The following is a 19,861-nucleotide window of genomic DNA, read 5'->3' as shown; positions in this document are numbered from 1 at the left end:
GTACTTCAATTAACTACTCGAAGTTTGCTGGATGGAAAATAATCGACAATCATTATATTATATGGACATTTATTATTCAAATAGAATGCATTTGCAAAGCATCTAACAACGACTAAAACTGTCAACCCTTAGCAATCCATGATAAATTAACCCAATTCATTAAATGATTTGCAAAGGATTGTAGTTAGTGTGTGAGCTGAAACAACATCTAAGAGTATTGAGCTTCGTTTTGCTGAGCACCGTTCTGCAAACCTCTTGTAAGGTTGGCCCTAATTTTCATTCACCTACTCCACCCAATGTTGAAAGATATACCGAAAAACCATTACCTAAAAAAACTGTAAGTACTTCCGGCGCAGGTGGGCAAGCACAAACTTATATCACGAATAAGGACATTCCTATATTGTGGTGGGAGCTCTATCAATCTCCTGAAATTAATCAGTTAATTCGTACGGGCTTAGCCAATAGTCCCAATTTAGCTGCAGCATCTGCTGCTTTACGTCAAGCTCAGGAAAACTTAAAGGAACAAATTGGCAATTCGATGTGGCCTTCAATCGATGTGACTGATTCGATGCAAACGCAACGTTATTCAGGTGCACAAATAGGGATCCCAAATGAAAGTGCCACATTTACCATCTATTATACCTCATTTAATTTATCCTATACCTTGGATGTTTTTGGCGGTGCACGCCGTCAAATCGAAGCATTACGTGCTCAGGTTGATTATCAACAATTTCAAGTCATTGCAGCTTATCTGACCCTGACTGCTAATATTGTTACCACTTCAGTGGCTGTGGCGTCATACCAAGCACAAATTAATGCAACGCTTGATCTGATTAAGACAGAGCAAGGGGTGCTCGATATTTTAAATAAACAATTTCGTTTGGGGGCTGTTTCAAAAGAAAATATACTGACGCAACAAACCCTGCTTGAGCAAACTAAAGCAACATTACCCCCATTACAGAAAAGTTTATCACAAGCGAGACATTCGTTATCTGCACTTGTAGGTACTTTTCCAGATGCACCTTTACCGGTGATTGATTTAGACCGCTTAAAACTACCCATTGAGATACCTGTGAGTTTGCCCTCGAATCTTGTTCGCCAACGTCCGGATGTGCGCGCATCTGAAGCATCGCTTCATCAGGCTTGTGCTCAAGTTGGAGTAGCAACCGCCAATTTATTTCCGCAATTTACGCTCAGTGCTAATGAAGGATGGCTTGGTACCACCTATTCGGGACTCTATATCGCAAAAAATAATGTATGGTCCGTAAGTAACCAGGTATTACAACCCTTATTTCGTGGGGGCGCTTTACTGGCGCAACGACGCGCTGCAATTGCGGCATATCAGCAATCTGCGGCTCAGTACAGGCAAACTGTATTGCAAGCTTTTCAGAACGTAGCAGATGTTTTAAGGGGCTTGGAAGTCGATGCCCGCACCCTGCAAGCGCAAATAAATGCTGAAAGCGCGGCTCGCGCTTCTTTAAATCTCACGCTAAAGCAGTATCATTTGGGGGGCGTGAATTATATAAATTTATTAAACGCGCAACAGCAGTACCAACAGGCTCGAATTAGCCGTATTCAGGCACAAGCTACGCGTTACAGTGATACAGCCGCATTATTCCAAGCGTTAGGTGGGGGCTGGTGGCATAAACCTTGGTGTGTCAAAGAGTGTCTATGATGAAAGAGATATTTTTGAAAAAACAGATGATTATTATGTTGGTTGCGGTCGGCCTTTTGTTTGGTCTGATTTTTGGTTGGAAGGCCTTTGGTAACTACATGATGCAACAATATTTTCTTCAGAATAAGTCGCCTGCAGTAACGGTGTCTACGATGAAAGTTGAGAGTTCCTTGTGGCAACCTACGCTTAAAGCGGTAGGCAGCATGCGTGCACGTCTTGGTGTGAATGTCACAACAGAACTGGCAGGCATGGTACAAACAATCTATTTTACTCCAGGATCTATTGTTAAAAAAGGCACTGTTTTGGTGCAATTAAATGCAGATGCGGAGCTGGGACAATTACATTCATTACAAGCACAGGTTGAATTAGCAAAAATTACTTATAATCGTGACAAGGCGCAATATGCTGTGCGTGCAGTGAGTAGGCAAGTAGTCGATACCGATGAGTGGAATCTCAAAAATTTACAGGCTCAAGTGGCACAGCAAGCCGCAACTGTTGAAAAAAAGACAATTCGCGCGCCTTTTGATGGGCAATTGGGTATTAACAATACCAACCCAGGGCAATATCTTAATGTAGCAGACACGGTCTCGACCTTACAGGCATTGGATCCTCTTTATGCTGATTTTTATTTGCCGCAGCAAGATTTGGCTCAGTTAGAGCTCGGGCAAACGGTGAAGGTTGTTACCAATACTTTCCCCAAGAAAGTATTTTTGGGAAAAATTACTACCATAGAACCTATTGTCGATAGTGCTACTCGTAATGTGCAGGTAGAGGCTACTATCCCTAACCCTGATTATCAATTGAAACCAGGTATGTTTACTCAAGTTGAAGTTGAAACCGGGGCGAAGCAAAGTTTTCTGACTTTACCGCAATCAGCCATTAGTTTTAACCCCTATGGCGATATTGTCTTTTTAGTTAAAGACAGTGGCCAAAAAGATAAAGATAATAAGCCAGTTCTTGTGGTCAAACAGATTTTTGTTAAGGTTGGAGAGACCCGGGGCGATCAAATTGCTATCCTACAAGGCTTGCATGAGGGGGATATTGTAGTAACCAGTGGTCAATTGAAACTTAAGAATGGTAGCCATGTTCTTATTAATAATAAAATACAGCCAAGTAATGACGCATCGCCAAAAATAGTCGGGAGATAGTAGCCCAGACTCAGATGCATTATGAAGTGAGTAGTTAGATAAAGAATAATCTAAGGATTAGATAAATGCGGTTTACCGATATTTTTATTAAAAGACCTGTGCTTGCTACAGTGATTAGCTTGTTGCTTTTAGCAATGGGCCTACGTTCTATTGGTTCTTTACCGGTAATGCAATATCCATTTACAGAAAATGCCATTGTCACTGTAACGACCACTTATACGGGGGCAGACCCTGATGTTATTGCTGGTTTTATTACTACGCCATTAGAGAATTCCATTGCCCAAGCTAATGGGATTGATTATATGACCTCTGTCAGTGCGCCTAGCACCAGTACGATTACTGTAAATCTTCTTTTAAATTATGATCCATTGAAAGCATTGTCCGATATTACTACTAAAGTAAACGCGGTATTGAATCAACTTCCCAAAGACGCGCTGCAACCAGTCATCACAGTTTCGGTTGGACAAACAATTGACTCCATGTACATTGGTTTTTATAGCGATGAATTGCCGATTAATAAAATTACAGATTATTTAATTCGGGTAGTGCAGCCCAAGTTACAGGCTGTTAATGGGGTGCAGAATGCCCAAATTCTAGGAAATCAAACATTTGCCTTACGTGCCTGGTTGGATCCGGTGAAACTGGCTGGATATGGAATTACGGCAGCAGAGGTAGGAACTGCTCTTGCGAATAATAATTTTATTTCCGCAGTAGGTCGTACTGATGGACAAATGTTTATTCAAAATCTTACTGCCGGTACGGATCTAACTAATGTCAACCAATTCAGGAAAATGGTTATTAAAGCTCAAAATGGAGCGATTATTCGTTTAGAAGACGTGGCCACTGTAGATTTAGGTGCGCAAAATTATAATTCATCGGTGAGTTTTGATGGACGAACAGCAGTTTATATAGGAATTGTTGTTGCGCCTTCGGCAAACCTGTTGACGGTAATTAATGAGATTAGAAAAATATTTCCAAGCATCCAGGAACAATTCCCTCAAGGACTATCAGGAAACATTGTATATGATGCCAGTTTATTCGTTCATTCTTCTATATATGAAGTGATTTTTTCTTTATTAGAAGCATTTTTAATTGTAACCGGTGTTATTTTTATTTTCCTTGGATCAATTCGCTCCGTTGTTATTCCACTTGTTGCTATTCCCTTATCCTTGATCGGGGCATTTTGGATTATGCTTATTTTGGGGTATTCAATTAACTTGCTTACCTTGTTGGCTTTGGTACTTGCTATTGGACTGGTAGTCGATGATGCCATTATTGTTGTTGAGAACATACAACGCCATATAGAGGAAGGGCAAACACGCTTGAAAGCTGCTTTATTAGGAGCGCGTGAACTAGCAAATCCCATTATTGCAATTACGGTAGTTTTAATTGCGGTTTATTTACCTATTGGATTTATGGGGGGGTTAACTGGAGCATTATTTACCGAGTTTGCTTTTTCACTCGCAGGTGCTGTTACTGTTTCGGCGGTAATTGCTTTAACTTTATCTCCTATGATGTGTTCGAAATTCCTAAAAATGGGAGATGGGGGCGTTAAAGGGCGTTTTATGACTTATGTTGATAATTTGTTTGCAAAGCTCGAGAAATCTTATGCACGAGTTTTGTCTGCAACATTTAATCATCTGCCAGTCGTCATTGTCTTTGCAATCATTATTCTGTGCAGTAATTATTTTCTTTTTATTACTTCGGAGAACGAGTTAGCTCCTCAAGAAGATTTGGGGATTGTCATTGCTCAGGTGACTGCACCAGCGAACGCTTCCCTAGCTCAAACTCAACTTTATGCAAATGCAGTGAATGACATTTTTAAAAAATTCCCGGAAACGGATCACATTTTCCAAGTTGATGGTTATCAAGGCCTGAATACATCGATTATTGGTATGGTCTTAAAACCCTGGGATGAACGCAAACGTACATCGAATGATTTACAACCCTTAGTGCAAAATGAACTTGATAAGATTGCCGGAGCGAAAGTGGCAGCGTTTCAGTTACCTTCATTGCCTGGAGGGGGAAGTGGATTGCCCATTCAATTTGTTATTACTACGACAGAAACGTTCGACAAATTAAACATCGTGCTACAGCGAATTTTGGACAAGGCTTATGAGTCAGGTATTTATGCTTATATTAATCCCGACCTCAAAATCGACCAATTGCAGACAAGAGTTAATTTAGATCGCGATAAAATATCTCAGTTTGGTTTGACCATGCAAGATCTTGGGAATGTGTTTGGCTCTGCTTTAAGTGAGGGTTATATCAACTATTTTAATTTTGTTGGTCGTTCTTATCAGGTTATTCCACAAGTAAAAAGGGAAACACGTTTAAACACGGATCAAATATTGAATTATTACATCAAGACATCTTCTGGCGCTTCAATACCCCTTTCCACAGTTGCTAGTTTACAAAGACAGATTGTGCCTGAATCATTAAACCATTTTCAACAGCTTAATTCCGCTACAATTTCTGCCGTTGCCTATCCGGGCATATCTATGGGAAAAGCCTTGGATACTTTTGCTAAGATTGCCAAGCAGGTTCTGCCTCAAGGTTATTACATCGATTATGCTGCCCAATCACGTCAATATATCCAGGAAGGTGCTAACCTTATCGTTACTTTTTTCTTTGCTTTAATTATTATCTTTTTGTCATTGGCCGCTTTGTTTGAAAGCTTCCGCGACCCGCTTATTGTTTTGATTAGTGTCCCCATGTCGATTTGTGGGGCTATGATTTTTATCAGTTTAGGCATTGGCGGCGCGACGCTAAATATCTATAGCGAGGTTGGTTTGGTTACATTGATTGGCCTTATTAGCAAACATGGTATTTTGATTGTGCAATTTGCTAATGATTTGCAGGCAGAGGGGCAAAAGAAATTAGATGCCATAAAAGCAGCTGCTGCAATTCGCTTGCGTCCTATTTTGATGACTACTGCGGCTATGGTTTTAGGGGTTATACCCTTAATTGTTGCTACAGGAGCGGGAGCGGAGAGTCGTTATAATATTGGTTTAGTCATTGCAATGGGGATTTCTATTGGGACCTTATTTACTCTTTTTGTTGTTCCATCAATGTATTTGTTGTTAGCTGCAGATCATACGAAAATAGCTGCTGCTGAGCATCTAGATGAAGAGGAGTCTTTGGGCTAATCTGGTGGTGGCTTTTGAATTGAGATAATTATGGAGCAGTAGAGCTGATGGCTGGCATAGCTGGGGCATCATATCGTTTGGGTTCTGCATCTTTAGCTGTTTTTGTTGCAGCAAATAGGCCAAAGCGCTTCGTGAGTACATTGATTTCAGGCGGGTTGTGAACGGCGTCATTAAGATTATCATGAAGCTTTTGTCGAGTAGGAGTATACAAATTCAATGCCTCAAGCAATGATAAAAAACACATTTTTAAGTAAGCAAAACTAAAGGTCTCTACTTGCGGATGTGTTGCTAGAATAATTCCTGAGAAATTAGTTAGAGGTTCATCGACTTTCTTTTTTATTTCTGCCAAACGCTCTGAAATTTCCAAGGCTGGATTTTTAGCAATTTTTTCTAATAAAACAATAAGATCTGATTTTGGATTTAAAGTATTATTATTTTCAGATATTGAACTTTGATTGGCGATAGCCGTTCTAGAATAGCTGAAATAAATTTTAAATTGCGTCAAAGCATCCCGTATTGCATCAAGCTGATAATATTGAACGTAGAATTTTTTCTCAAATTTACTGATTTCTATTTCCAACAATTTTTTGATACTTCGATCAATATCCTTAGATGTTTTTGCTTTAGCAATTATGTTATTTCTAAGAGTGAGTAAATACGCTTTAAGCGCACCCCTATATTCCTCATCAATATATTCTAAACCTATATGGCGATTGCACATGACTGCACAATGTTTGTCGAATGATTCGGTTGTATACTGCTCGACAAAAGCTGTTTTCTCTTCTTTTTGGATTGGCGCTAAGTTCATGAGATAAACTAAGCGTTCTTCTGCAGTATTTAACCGCATTTGCTGTGTTGCTTTTAAACCCAAGTAATAATGATGGCTTGCAACGATTAACGCCTCGATTTCAGTAAAATGAGGGTCATAAGCTTTAAGTCCAGAATTACATAGCTGATCCAGCTTATGATCTTCAGGGTATTGACTGCTGGCAATTTCTACTTTTTTATCTATTTTTAGTTTTGCTAACTTGGGAAGTGCTTTTTTATAAGCAGCGCATAATTGTTCTTTTGCTATATTTAATGGGACTTTGGGTTTTTGCGGAGCAGTGATATCAAGAAGGTCTATAGGTGTTGTCATTTCGAGATACCATTGATATAGATTTTCAATATCTTCGTGGTCTTTATCTATTTTTTTGGCATATTTTTGGGCTCTGCTGATTTGTTTTTTAGTCAGCGCAATTCTTTTTTCTAATGGTTCCTTGTCGCAAATTAATCCTATGCGTGTTTTCGACTTCAAATCCAGAGGATGCAATAGCCCTTTAAAAAATTCATTCGTTATTTGTCGTAATGGGCCGGATAAAATGCCTGGGGCGAGTCCTAACCTGTTTTCCCAGCGATCTGCCTCTAGAAGCATCGGGGTAAATACTGTCGATTGCATCTTCCCGAGATTGTCCAGTATCGCATCATGAGACGTACTGGTAAATTCAGTGAGTTTTGCGGTGAGTTCCTGGTAAAGGTAAATCATATTGGGTGTTTGCAGGAACAATTTAAAATAAGAGTCAGAACTGTTAATCAAATTTTCTATAATTAAAGTTGCTTTTTTGGCGCGAAGATGCAATTCATTTAGCTCTTCGGTTGTCATGTAGTTCGTATTTTTTAAGGCTCTAATATGCTTAGGGCTAATGTAAAAGGTATTGAGGACATACCAAAGTGAGTTGAATTGTACTTTATCTGGTCCGTAAGGAACTTGTTCGGGGGAAACTTGATATGCATCAGAATGTTCCTGGAGGGTGGCGTAAAGATTTTGTGCTTTATTAAGTAAATCACGAGCTATAAATCCTAAATGTGGATCAGCAGCCAAACGCTGTGCAGCCTTGATGATTTCATTAAGATGTCCATAAGCTTGCAGTAAATGGTATACATATCTACTTTTAATGCTTTGATTATTTAAATCCTCTAACTTAAGAACAATCCCTTCCAAATGGAACAAACTGTTAAAGATATCCTTTAATGCACAGACTTGTTTGCTTTGAGCTAATCTCTGATTATTATCCTCCATTTCGGGAAATGGTACTGCCGATGGAGGGAATATAATTTGCACACCATCACTCAATATTGCTGTGGGTGATAGGTCCATCATTTTAGGCTTTCTTAATGCATTAGGAGTTAATGCATCTTGCATTGCATGATTAAATAGCTTGGTGACTTCAAATAAGGATTGTTTGAAGTCATGGATGTATTTGGAAAAATCGGTATTAGGGATAACGTAGTGCTCTCGGCCTGTTTTGGGAGTGGGTTTGAGCACGGTTTTATTATTTTCACGAGTAAATTTTTTCTTGGTTAAGTTAGAAAATCGCTCGGTTCTTCGATTCCATTCAGTTGAGACGCGAATAAAAGTATCCCGGAAGCAGCCTCTAAAACGCATGAGCGTTTGAATTGGCGGGGCTTTCTTTCTAAATAGAGTTTCGTTTGATAAGCTGGCAACCAAATATTTATCAAAATGCAGAGCCTTTGCTTTCTGTTCCGGAGGTATGGAACCAATTAAGTAGGGTTGGAAAATACTATATAAATTACGAAACTGAGCTTTAACTTCTGGGCTCAAATAACTTAAGTGCGATATATTTCCTTGAATTTTAGGGTTCTTTTTTATTTCTTCATAGAGCAATTTGAGAAATTGAGAATATGCATTTTTTACAACTAGGAACTTATTCCGCTTATTTTTATACCACTCGCGGAGTTCAAGAGCTTGATCTGCTGTTAATTGTCCATGATTGAGCAGCAATTTATCGCCGTCTATCGTCCTAAAATGCAGTGTTGCATCTTCTATACGTTTGATTTTTAGAGCTTCTGACTCTTTTTCATCAAGAAATCTAGCATGTGCAAAATCATAATAAGTTAGGCTTTTATCTTTCCATTTGGCAAAGAACTCCTGAGTATGTTTGTCCAGTTTTAAAAACAAAGATACTGGTGGGGCTTCTAATATTTCTATTGGCTTATTTGCAAGGAATGCAGTCAAATATTTTTCGAAATTTTGCGCGGAATCTTTAAGCTCAGGAGGTATTGCAAATTTAAAATAAGGTTGAAAAACTGGAAATAACTCGCGACATTGTTTTTTTGCATCCTCATCAAAACCAGTTAACAACAAGTTACTACCATAAAGCTGTGGCTTTGTTTCAATCTGTTTTTTTACGATTTCAGAAAAGCGAGTATATGCAGTCAGAACTTTCTGAAACTCATTTTTATCGAACCACTCAAAATTGAGTTGATCAAAAAAGTTTTGGACATTTTTATCTAGATCTAAAAAAAGCTCTTTAGCTGGGATATTTGTGGTCGGTTTGTTGGCAAAAAAGTTCGATAAATAGAATTCAAAACTTTTTGCAGAATCTTTAAATTCAGTAGGTGTAATAGAACCTAAATAAGGTTGAAATACATTAAATAACAGATGGCACTTTTCTTTTGCTGGGGCTTCAAGCGCGCTTAGATCCAAATTTTTTGCATAGAGCTCGGGTTTTGCTTCTATCTGTTCTTTTATTATTTGGACAAAATTCAAATAAGCATTTTGGATTTCTTGGAATGCTGATTTTGTGAGTCTGGCTTTTTTATCTTTCTCTTGCTCAATTTGTAGTGGTATTGATTCATCAACAGAATATACATTCGTTTTTTCACTATAGGGGAATAAAACCAAATTTGCTTTTTTGTACACTGAATCAATAATGTCTTTATTTAATTTAATATGAAAAAGTTTGCTGTTCTCATTTTTAGTAATTAAATTATTTAAGGCTTCTTCTTTTGCTAAAACAAAACTGATATGGTCTGCGGGCAGCTGTTTTTTTATCCAGCGTATGGGCTTTCCCATAAAAGAATACCAGCCCTCTTTTGCAGGCCCAGTCAATCCCGAGATCACCAATTCATTGAAATCAATGTCAAGCTGAGCCATATAAGGCTTAATAAGCTTATAGCGGGTTATAAGCGCTTTTTTTACTGTTGGAGGAAGTTGATACAGACGCAGGTTTTTATAACGCTCACTCTTTAATATTGCAAAAAATTGTTTGCATGCGTCTTTTGCTTTTTCAATTTTATATAATTCTTTATTGTTCTTATCGATCCTTTTATAAGTCATTTCCAATCTTAATTCGATAAAGTGTGGATCTTCTATCTCGAGTAGATCTGCTCCTTTCGTTTTAAAATCAATTACTTTTTTAGGTAGATAAAATATTGCTTTGTACAAGGTTTTGATTTTTTCCATTAAAGGAACAGACAACGTGCCAGGCTTAAGCATGGCGTTATCTTCAATTTTATCGGCCAAACCAAATAAAGTAGGTAAAACCTCATACTTGAGTTGTGCTAATTTATTGCGGATTAGATCTTGAGATGATTCACTAAGCTCTCCAATTTGTTCTAAAGTACTCATGGATAAGGTAATGATGTTACTAATTATATGGATATAATTTAAAAATTTAAGCGAAACCATAACACGGTTTCCTTTTAAATTTTCTATCTCATTCAATAGGCTTAGGGCTGCTTTTTGGAGCTCGGCTAGCTTTTTTTGGTTAAGCTTGGGTTCTGATTTTTTAATGTCTGAAGAAAATTGTTCTATGTATTTAGTTAATTTACCAATATAACTTGGTAAAACCATACTAAACTGGGTAAGAAAATTATAATCTATATCACCACTAATAGGCCGCATTTGATCGGCAGCGATTCCTGCTATTTCCCCTACTTGGAAAGCCAGTGGCATGGGTTCGAGTGCTTTTACTATCGCCTGTTGTTCTTTGTCGTGGTTTGCTGCAAAAGTCTGGACTTGATTTAATACAGGTAAAATAAGAGCCAGTTCTTCATTAAACATGTCTCTTAAATCAACGTCTAGATGTGTCAGCAGATAGCTTGCTTCGTAAGCCAGATTTATTGTTTTGCTGTAGAGCGATTGCAGATCAGAATAACTTCGTTTGGCGTTTCTGACATCGATATGCTCTAAATCTAAAAAAGTAAGGCGTGCATAATAAAGTGCATTGATTAGTTTTTTGATTTGGGAAATATTATCTGGATCAAGTTCATAATTGGTAAAAGGGGCCCACTTAGCATCACCTTTTCTTGACGCCGCTGACAATACCCGCGCTCTAAACGCATCGAGTGTAAAAGGAAGAGTATGATTCCTTTTTGACGTAATGCTAAGAATTTGGGGCATAAAAGGTTCAAGGTCTTTAGGGGCAAAGCCTGGCTGTAAATTAAGAGATAATTCTTCTTTTTTTATTATATCTGTTACCACCACTCCTTTGGGATCAAGCGCAGTATACTCGAGACCTTCACTCGTTATACGGGCATAAAATGAACCTTTGGTGGGGATGATTTTGTCGGGCATTAAGCCAATTTTGTATTTAAAAGGGAATAGTAATGTCTTGGATGAAAAAGGAAAGGTATGATGCCTTTTTGAAGTAATACTAAGAATTTCAGGCATAAAGGGCTCAAGGTCTTTAGGCGCAAAATCTGGGCGTAAATTAATGTTTAATTCTTCTTTTTTTATTACAGCCTTTATCAATTTTCCTTTGGGATCAAGAACAGTGTATTCAAGACCCACATCCGTTATACGCGCATAAAATGAGCCTTTTTCTGGGGGTATGTCGTCGGGTATTAAGCCAATGCTGTATGTGAAGGGGATTGGTGCATCGAGATCTTCTAAAATAACATCCTTGACCTCTTCATTCTTGGGGGTAATCACTGAATAGGCTATTTTTCCATTTTTTTCTCTTATGTATAATTTGCCGGCTTCCAATTTGGTTGCGTCCGACATCAAACACAGTTCGTAATGAGGGAAATAAGGAATTATTTGCGGGCTAACATACTTGCTGTAGAGAAGATCAAAAACCTTAGTGTCAATTTGCTCCAGTATTTTTGAGATCTGGTTGTGCTTAAATGACTCTAATAATTTTATATATTCTTCAAATATCATTTACAGTAGCCTAATGAATTCATGAGGTTTTATTGGCACTACTTAGTCGTTACTAATAATACCTCAATTTGACAATATTTTCGACTGTATTTATCGATAAAATAAGGATAACTTTTGTAAACATCATACTTACAGTAGGATTAAGTGCGTATTTTTACTGATAATTCCAAAATAAACTCTGCAACCAATTCAGTGAAGGCAGGATAATCTGTATAGGCTTTGATCTCGATAGGTTGGGTCACACGTTCGCCGGTTTTTTGAGACTCATCTAACATCGCTTCGACTTTGGCTCCGTCAAGACAAACAAAATAGACATCAGACTCCGGGCGACGTAAGAATTGTGCATGAAAGGCTTTAAAAACAATAGAGGCGTCCACTTGTTTTTGGTTGGCATGATAAAAACTATGTAGACCTCCCGCTAAATCAGCACCAACACTCAGCGCACCAAAATACATAGAATTTAAATGATTGCGACTGCGTCGCCTTAAAGGCAGACAAACAATGATTTCTGTATCAGTAAGTTTGATTAGTCGGGGTTTTAAATGACCAATCAACGGCACATTGAAATGACCAAATTTCCAGAGAAAGAATTTAAAGCGGGTCAAGATATTCATGAATTATCCTTCTTAATCATATCCATGCTTTGAATAAGGAAATGTCCATTGGGTGTTGGATTCGCTTCAATAACGAGCAGGGAAAAAGCAATTGTAAGCTTTAATTCGGGAATTGAAACCACTTCATTAACGCGCCAATAATGGATTTCTTTTAAAGCAATCCCTTTTGCAGTAACAAATGGTTCTATAGTAAATACAGGATGAAGTGTAAGCTGTTGTTCCCTGACAACATTAATATAATTGCCTAGAAAATCAGACAGAGCATTCCAGCCATCTTTAGTGTAATTTTTACGCAACTCTGAATCATCATCGGCCTTATAGTTGTAATCTATAGACAACGTAGTTAAGAGAATTTTTTTTACCCATTGACAAACTTCTGCATCATCTTGTGCATAAAGACTCAATGGGGAGAGAAATAATATGAACCATAACAAAGTCTTTTGGCAAAGAGACTTCATAATAAAATCCTTTTTATTTAAAAAGAAGCACTTAAATTTTTCGTTTAAGTATAATCTGTAATTTAGGAACTGTATCTAATAATTTTGTTTTTCAGTGCAAAAAATGTGCTAAAATAAAAAATTACTTTGAGCGATTATTAAGGGTTGTTGACAATTTGCAAGACTGCGCCAAAATGGTGTGATTTTAGAGCACTAGCAGAGTTGTCCACAGACCCTAAGAGTACTTGTTTGATCTATACGCTCTATTTTTTTTGCGTATAATCATAGGTTCTGTAGCCGCAATTTAGCGAACCATAACTAATCTGTCTTAAACCAAACTATCGAATTTTTATGCATACTATCACCATACGTGGTGCAAGAACCCACAATCTTAAAAATCTTGACCTGGATTTACCGCGCGATCAATTAATTGTAATTACGGGCTTATCCGGTTCTGGAAAATCCTCCTTGGCTTTTGATACGTTGTATGCGGAGGGGCAGCGTCGTTATGTTGAATCGCTATCTGCTTATGCACGACAATTTTTATCAATGATGGAAAAGCCTGATGTTGATTCGATAGAAGGTTTATCGCCGGCAATTTCTATTGAGCAGAAGGCAACATCACATAATCCTCGCTCCACAGTGGGGACTATTACTGAAATTTATGATTATTTGCGACTACTCTACGCACGTGTGGGGGAGCCTCGTTGTCCTACGCATCATGTCAATTTGCATGCGCAAACGATTAGCCAAATGGTGGATCAAGTATTGGCTTTACCTACGGACAGTAAAGTCATGATTTTGGCTCCGGTTGTGCGTGAGCGGAAAGGAGAGCAGGTCCAGCTTTTACAACAATTACAAGCTCAAGGTTATGTGCGTGCTCGTATTGATGGAGAGTTATATGAGTTGGACTCCCCGCCTAAACTGGGTCTACGTACAAAGCATACGATTGAAGTCGTAGTAGACCGCTTTAAAGTCAGGCCTGATATTGCGCAACGCTTAAGCGAGTCATTTGAAAATGCTTTGAATTTGGCAGAGGGCCTCGCAATAGTAGCTTCTATGGATAATCAGTTTGCTGAGCTGGTTTTTTCCTCCAAATTTGCATGCCCTGAATGTGGATACAGTCTTAGTGAATTAGAACCCAGGCTTTTTTCATTTAATAATCCAGTTGGTGCTTGTCCCTCCTGCGATGGGCTGGGCGTGGATCAGTTTTTTGATCCGGAACGTGTTGTTCATGACCAAACAGCCAGTTTGGCTGAAGGCGCCATTCGCGGTTGGGATAAAAAAACGACTTATTATTTCTCAATGCTTGAGTCACTTGCACAACACTATGGTTTTGATACCCAAACGGCATTTTGTGATTTGCCTGCAGAAGTACGGGAAATTGTTTTATATGGCGGGCGTGACGTGATCGATTTTCATTATCATAGACCTAATGGTGGGTATATGGTTAAACGGCATGCGTTTGAAGGAATTATTCCAAACATGCAAAGACGTTATCGTGAATCCGATTCCGGAATGATACGCGAGGAGCTTGCTAAATATTTATCCTCTCGTCCATGTCAGAGTTGCCATGGTGCGAGGTTACGTGAAGAAGCACGGCATGTGTTTGTTGATGATAAAAACTTACCTGAAGTGACCGCCTATTCGATTGAAAAAGCCTATTTGTTTTTTAAAAATTTGCGTTTGACAGGTTATAAAGGCGAGATTGCAGCAAAAATTAATAAAGAAATTGTGGAGCGGCTGGGGTTTTTGGTTAATGTAGGTCTGGATTATCTTTCATTAACGCGCAGCGCTGAAACGTTATCTGGTGGGGAAGCCCAACGTATTCGTTTAGCCAGTCAAATTGGTTCAGGATTGGTGGGAGTAATGTATATTTTAGATGAACCCTCCATTGGGTTACATCAAAGGGATAATGATCGCTTATTAAAAACCTTGATGCACTTAAGAAATCTAGGAAATACGGTTATTGTGGTGGAACATGATGAAGATGCAATTCGCAGTGCGGATTTTGTTTTGGACATTGGCCCTGGTGCTGGAGTGCATGGAGGGCAAATTGTTGCTCGCGGGACACCCCAAGAAATTATGCAATCGCCTGCATCATTGACTGGCCAATACCTATCCGGAAAACAATCCATCGCTATTCCTGAGCTTCGCTTGGCGGCTAACCCTGAAAAAATGATTCATTTAAAAGGGGTTGTTTGCAACAATTTATTTGATGTCGATGTCAGTATTCCTTTAGGGTTACTTACTTGCATTACTGGGGTTTCGGGGTCGGGTAAATCAAGTTTGATTAATGACACTTTATATCCGAGTGCCGCAAATCTGTTAAATAGAGCAAGCTTATTTACTCCGGGTTCGGTTAAAGAGATAGCCGGTTTAGATTTATGCGATAAGGTGATTGATATTGATCAGAGTCCGATTGGGAGGACTCCGCGTTCTAATCCAGCGACATATACTGGCATATTTACTCATATTCGCGAGTTATTTGCAGCAACTCCTGAGTCGCGAGCACGAGGTTATCAGCCTGGACGTTTCAGCTTTAATGTGCGTGGGGGACGTTGTGAAGCGTGCCAGGGTGATGGACTGATTAAAGTTGAAATGCACTTCTTGCCTGATATTTATGTGTCCTGTGATGTATGTAAAGGCAAGCGCTACAATCGAGAAACTCTTGATATTCAATACAAGGGTAAAAATATTCACGAAGTTTTAGAAATGACTGTTGAAGATGCGAGTCATTTTTTTGCGGCGATTCCGGTATTGGCTAGAAAATGTCAAACCTTGATGGATGTTGGTTTGTCTTATATCAAATTAGGACAAAGTGCGACTACCCTTTCTGGTGGAGAGGCGCAGAGAATCAAATTATCTCGCGAACTGTCAAAACGAGATACAGGGCGCACTTTATATATTCTCGATGAGCCAACAACGGGACTACATTTTCATGATACCAAACAGTTATTGGCTGTATTATTTCGTTTACGAGAACAAGGCAATACCATTGTGATTATTGAACATAATTTGGATGTGATTAAAACAGCAGATTGGATTATTGATTTGGGGCCAGAGGGTGGCAGTAAAGGCGGACGTATTGTGGCAACTGGTACGCCAGAGCAGGTTGCTGAATGTGAGCACTCTTATACAGGACAATTTTTGAAGCCTATTTTAAATGCCTGATGATTTTTATTACCTCATGTCATCCCTGTATGTGTTAGATAATCATTGTCAAAAAAGCTAAATAACCGTAGGCTGGACTGAAAGCCCAGCGTGTAACACTGCGCTGAAGTAGAAATACCCTAGATAAGATGCATATTAATTGGGCTTTATAATGGAATTTTTGGAGCGTACGCATGAACTCGGTAGATGCGGGGCAGGCTACAATTTAGCAGGCGCAGGTTGGGGGCAATTTATGAGCTGTGCAAAAAAAAGTGGCACTCCCTCGTTACGCTCGGGATGATGTGGGTTTTGTAACAGAACCCACATCAACACGATTAATTTTGTTTAAATAATTATATGCATACAAGCTGATCGGTAAGAGTAAGGCCCAGGTAATGCCCACAGCAAGATAAAACGGATAACTTTGTTCAATCACCACGATATTGCACGCAGCGCCAATTTTATAAGCAAAAGGCATCAAAAAAAGGATCAGTAAAAACCAAATGAAATAGTAACGAGTGAATTTCTCATTAAGAATAATTAGGTTTAGTCCAAAGCTTAACCAAATACAAATCATCCATGGTGCTGTAAAATAGGAACTAAAGGGATTTGCTTTAAAATAAATATAATTTTGATGCAACCAAATCGTATCCGTAACCGCACCAATAAATCCAATAAGAAGTGCAAACAATAGCGCATTTAAATAGGGTAATCGATTAATTGATTGCCAGAAGATTTGTACAGCAATGATCAGAAGACCAATGATTGGCCCAAGATATACATTATTTTGTGCGGCGAAATAGAAACAGACTATCCAACACAAATAATAAGCTGCAAAATGGATACACCATCCAACATTACTTTTATTCATCAGTTATACCTTTAAACCTGTTCACAAAAAAAATCCTAAGCAGTCCCACTGTTCTTTTTACTATTTTCGATCTATAACTAAATTGTAGGAAATTTTGCATAGGAAAAAAAATGGGTACTTTTTTTATTGTTCTTCTCATTATAGTAGTCCTTGTATTTTTATGGGCTATTGGTATTTACAATACCTTAATTCATTTAATTGAAGCGATTAATAACGACAAAAAGCAAATCGACATTCAATTGGATCGTCGTTTTAAAGTATTTGAATCGTTGATTGAAGCTGTAAAAAAATATATGGATTACGAGCAAACTACATTAAAAGATGTAGTCGCGTTACGTAACCAGGCTCAAGCAGCTAAAGCTGCGGGAAATGAAGAAGCGCGTATTGCTGCAGAGAATCAAATTTCTCAGATTGCATCTGGACTTAATGTGGTGTTTGAACGATACCCTGATTTGAAAGCAAGTCAAAATGTGATGCAATTGCAGGAAGAAATTGTCAATACCGAAAATAAATTAGCGTATTCTAAGCAAGCTTATAACGATGGTATCGAGCGTTATAATGCCAAAAAGAAATCGTTCTTTGAATCTATGGTGGTATCTTTATTTGCTTCGGCTTTAGATAAAGATTTTGTTTATTGGGGACTTCCTGAAGAGCAAATTCAAGCAAAAGAAGATTATACCGTAAAATTTTGAGTTTAGAATATGGGGCTTGATGCGTATCATGGCAGCGTCGGTAATTGGCGCGAGCAAATACAGCTAAATAAACGCAAGACGCAAGCAGTCATTGCTTTCTTTATTGCGATTTATTTTGCTGTAGGCCTCGTTGCCGATGTATTTATTTTGCATGCGACTTATCCGCAAATTACACTTGGGCAATGCTTCTTCGCTTTGATTCAGCTGAAAGTTGTTCCTTATGCGACCATTCTTATGATTGGCTTTGCGGTGGTGTCGTTATTGATAACGTATGCATTGTACGATCGAATTATGTTATTAGGCACGGAATATCATGAGATTACCCCCAAAACAGCCCAGAATTTACAAGAGCAACAATTATATAACGTAGTAGAGGAAATGAAGGTCGCTTCGGGTTTGCAGTATATGCCCAAAGTTTTTATTATCGAAGCAGATTATATGAATGCTTTTGCAAGTGGGTACAGCGAAAAATCAGCAATGGTCGCAATTACTCGAGGTTTAATGGAAAAGCTAGACAGGGCAGAATTGCAAGCTGTGATGGCTCACGAATTAAGTCACATTCGTCATTATGATATTAAATTAACGTTAATGGTGGCGGTTTTAAGTAATATTCTTTTGATTGTAGTGGATATTTTGTTCTATTCTGCACTATTTAAACGAAATGACAGGCGTGAAGATAACCGTTTGTTAATGGTTATTGTCGTTCTCCGCTATGTTTTGCCTTTAGTTACTGTTCTGTTAACTTTATTCTTAAGCCGAACACGTGAATATATGGCTGATGCTGGCTGTGTGGAGTTAATGCGTGACAATGAGCCTTTAGCGCGGGCGCTACTCAAAATTAGTGCGGATCATAATCAAAATGCGGAACATTACACGCAAGAATACGGTAATACCCCTCATGAACAAGTAAGGCAGGCATCTTATCTTTTTGATCCTTCCGACATTGATCCAGTGAAGTCTTTAAGCAGTGCTTTTGGAACACACCCTTCAATTGATGATCGTTTACGCGCTTTAGGATTTAATCGTAAGCCATAACGGTTTTTCTAATAAAGAGATAATGTTTTTTCTCTTTATACCTCTGTACTTGTGTAACTTTATGTTTTAAGTTTATGATTATAACCCCAAAGTTAATACCTTCTCTAAAAAGGAATTTAGATGTGATGAAAATTCAGTCTTTAATGTTATCGGTTTTGTTGCTATGTAGTGGATCCAGTTTCAGTGCAAATGCTTTATCAAAAGATGGCGCAATCAATCATGCAAATAGCTCAGAGTTTCTTAGAAAAATAACGCCAGAATTTCTTTATGGATATACTGATTTTAATTTTGATTCGACTTCAGGTACAAATTTTAACCGATATCGTGGACACTCAAATCTATATTCTGCAGGAGCAGATCATATTTCCTTAGGCCAGACAATGATGGCAGGGATTTATTATTTTGGAATTGATACCGAACTTAACTCCCAGTTTTTACTGAATCCAGGCGTTGTAACGACTTCAGAGCAGACCATACATAACAATACGATTTTTGGTCATTTATTTAAAATTTTTACCCCAGAGATTTATGCTGATTTGTCCGCGGGCTATGGATTTAATAAGTTTATTACCTTAACCGAAATTGCGACAGATCCTGCGCCATTAATTGCTCAAGCAACGAATAATAATGACAACTGGTTTGTCAGCTTTAATGCGATTTATAGAAAAACCTGGAAACAGTGGCAGATGCGAGCTAATGCTGGCGTGTTGTACAGCCAAATTGATACAGGACGATATAATTATTTTTTCCCAGCTTCTGATACATTTCAAGTGATTGACCCACTAACGAATAAAGCAACTTTAATTTTGGAAAATATTGAATTAGGTTATTATATTAAGCCCACGGTGATGCCTTTTCTTAGTGGCGGATTAATTCAGGTAGCTCAGTTTTCAAATAGTCGACCACTTGTAAATCCTGCAAGTGACATTAATGGTTCTCTTCCTCAATTGAATATGGATAAAAGTGGTTTCCGTGTAGGTGGAGGTATCGCATTAACCTATAAAAATGCAACCATTCGTATTGAAGAAAAATATTATAATGCTGGTGGGATTTTCCAGAGTTATCAAACTTTGGCCGCGTTAGAATATCAATTTAGCTAGGAGCTAATCCAGAGTTGTTGCTACGTGTATTTAAGGACGA

The 19,861-nt window shown here is 38.3% G+C and carries 11 protein-coding genes; 7 read left to right on the top strand and 4 right to left on the bottom strand.

Annotated elements, in window-relative coordinates; all coding sequences use genetic code 11:
* Positions 1-187: 187 nt before the first annotated feature.
* From Lste_RS03840 to Lste_RS03830, 3 genes are all read left to right on the top strand, one after another.
* On the top strand, positions 188-1,675 hold the full coding sequence (locus Lste_RS03840) for an efflux transporter outer membrane subunit (RefSeq protein ID WP_058509767.1): 1,488 nt from the start codon (positions 188-190) through the stop codon (positions 1,673-1,675).
* Positions 1,675-2,823 (top strand): efflux RND transporter periplasmic adaptor subunit, encoded by a 1,149-nt coding sequence (locus tag Lste_RS03835; RefSeq protein WP_058509827.1) that lies wholly within the window; start codon positions 1,675-1,677, stop codon positions 2,821-2,823. Before Lste_RS03840 ends, Lste_RS03835 begins: the two co-directional genes overlap by 1 nt.
* A gap of 65 nt (positions 2,824-2,888) precedes the next feature.
* Entirely contained in the window at positions 2,889-5,972 is a 3,084-nt protein-coding gene (locus Lste_RS03830) for an efflux RND transporter permease subunit (RefSeq protein ID WP_058509766.1), read from the top strand.
* Positions 5,973-6,000: 28 nt separating this feature from the next.
* On the opposite strand, the gene Lste_RS03825 is transcribed toward Lste_RS03830, so the two are convergent.
* The 3 genes from Lste_RS03825 to Lste_RS03815 form a co-directional block, all read right to left on the bottom strand.
* Positions 6,001-11,919: a hypothetical protein gene (locus Lste_RS03825; protein ID WP_058509765.1), complete on the bottom strand. Its 5,919-nt coding sequence runs from the start codon at positions 11,917-11,919 to the stop codon at positions 6,001-6,003.
* Between the two features lie 140 nt (positions 11,920-12,059).
* Entirely contained in the window at positions 12,060-12,533 is a 474-nt protein-coding gene (locus Lste_RS03820; RefSeq protein ID WP_058509764.1) for a PaaI family thioesterase, read from the bottom strand.
* Positions 12,530-12,991, bottom strand: coding sequence for a hypothetical protein (locus tag Lste_RS03815; protein ID WP_058509763.1), 462 nt, complete (start codon positions 12,989-12,991; stop codon positions 12,530-12,532). The genes Lste_RS03820 and Lste_RS03815 overlap by 4 nt, the downstream gene beginning before the upstream one ends.
* Before the next feature lie 330 nt (positions 12,992-13,321).
* Between Lste_RS03815 and uvrA the strand changes: the two genes are divergently transcribed.
* Positions 13,322-16,144: an excinuclease ABC subunit UvrA gene (gene uvrA, locus Lste_RS03810; RefSeq protein WP_058509762.1), complete on the top strand. Its 2,823-nt coding sequence runs from the start codon at positions 13,322-13,324 to the stop codon at positions 16,142-16,144.
* 265 nt (positions 16,145-16,409) lie between these two features.
* Here the strand turns inward: uvrA and Lste_RS03805 are convergent, their stop codons facing one another.
* On the bottom strand, positions 16,410-16,994 hold the full coding sequence (locus Lste_RS03805) for a DUF2878 domain-containing protein (protein ID WP_058509761.1): 585 nt from the start codon (positions 16,992-16,994) through the stop codon (positions 16,410-16,412).
* 110 nt (positions 16,995-17,104) lie between these two features.
* Between Lste_RS03805 and Lste_RS03800 the strand changes: the two genes are divergently transcribed.
* The 3 genes from Lste_RS03800 to Lste_RS03790 all read left to right on the top strand — a co-directional run bounded on the left by Lste_RS03800 (position 17,105) and on the right by Lste_RS03790 (position 19,821).
* Positions 17,105-17,686 (top strand): LemA family protein, encoded by a 582-nt coding sequence (locus Lste_RS03800; protein WP_058509760.1) that lies wholly within the window; start codon positions 17,105-17,107, stop codon positions 17,684-17,686.
* 9 nt (positions 17,687-17,695) lie between these two features.
* On the top strand, positions 17,696-18,721 hold the full coding sequence (gene htpX, locus Lste_RS03795) for a zinc metalloprotease HtpX (protein ID WP_058509759.1): 1,026 nt from the start codon (positions 17,696-17,698) through the stop codon (positions 18,719-18,721).
* A 125-nt stretch (positions 18,722-18,846) separates the two neighbouring features.
* A complete protein-coding gene (locus tag Lste_RS03790; protein ID WP_058509758.1) occupies positions 18,847-19,821 on the top strand; it encodes an autotransporter outer membrane beta-barrel domain-containing protein in 975 nt (324 codons plus the stop codon).
* Positions 19,822-19,861 lie beyond the last annotated feature (40 nt).

Origin of the sequence: Legionella steelei (assembly GCF_001468005.1) — a bacterium.
Taxonomy (GTDB): Bacteria; Pseudomonadota; Gammaproteobacteria; order Legionellales; family Legionellaceae; genus Legionella; species Legionella steelei.
Note: the sequence above shows the minus strand (reverse complement) of the source record. Positions and strands in the feature narration are given on the sequence as shown.